At 53.0% G+C, this 1,050-nt stretch carries 1 protein-coding gene; it reads right to left on the bottom strand.

Annotated elements, in window-relative coordinates:
* A partial coding sequence (locus J5224_RS29670) for an AarF/UbiB family protein (RefSeq protein ID WP_264628647.1) occupies positions 1 to 1,050 on the bottom strand: 1,050 nt, incomplete at both ends.

The raw sequence follows: 1,050 nt of genomic DNA, 5'->3' as shown, positions 1-1,050 counted from the left end.
GAGATCTCTGCCAATGGCTTTTCAAAAATGGGTTCGCACACGGTACGAATCGCAAATTCAAACTCTTCAACATTGGTGTCGGCAGGCACCCAGCCGGAATCCACATGCAGTTCAGCAACGCGGCGATAGTCGCGGTTGAAAAAGGCAATGAAGTTTTCGGCCAAATAGCGCTTATCTTCCTTGTTCAGCGACCCGACGATGCCACAATCGATACCGATATATTGCGGATCTTCCGGGTGTTCTTCGCTGATAAAGATATTGCCCGGATGCATATCGGCATGGAAGAAGCTGTCGCGGAACACCTGAGTAAAGAACACCTGCACGCCACGCTCCGCCAGCAGCGGCATATTGGTACCGTTGGCTTTCAGCGCCTCAACGTCTGAGACCGGAATACCGTAGATACGCTCCATGACCAACATGTTTTCCCTGCAATAATCTGAATAAATTTCAGGAATATACAGCATCGGACTGCCGTCAAAGTTACGGCGCAATTGAATGGCATTCGCGGCTTCACGCAGCAGGTTTAATTCATCAAGCAGGGTTTTCTCGTACTCGCGCACTACCTCACGCGGGCGCAGACGCCGCCCATCCGGCAACAGCATCGGCAGCCAGCCCGCCAAACGGTTCATCAGCCGCATATCCGCCTTGATGACGGGGAGGATATCAGGACGAATCACCTTGATAACCACTTCCTGGCCGTTGGTTTTGAGCCGCGCGGTATGCACCTGTGCGATGGACGCAGAAGCCAGCGGCACTATCTCAAAATCATCAAACCAGCTTTCGAGTGGAATGCCACCCATGGAGAGTTCGATCTGTTCACGGGCCAGTTTGCCGTCAAAAGGATCGACGCGATCCTGAAGGATAGCGAGTTGATCGGCAATCTCTGGTGGAAAAAGATCGCGCCGCGTAGACATCATCTGGCCGAACTTGATCCACACCGGGCCCAATTCCTGCAACGCCAGACGCAGGCGCTCACCAAGCAGTTTGTCCTTATGGCGGTTTGGCATCCAGAACAGGAATTTTCGCCAGATACGCAGCGGTAAGGTAATG

The organism is Candidatus Symbiopectobacterium sp. NZEC135 (assembly GCF_025962695.1).
Note: the sequence above shows the minus strand (reverse complement) of the source record. Positions and strands in the feature narration are given on the sequence as shown.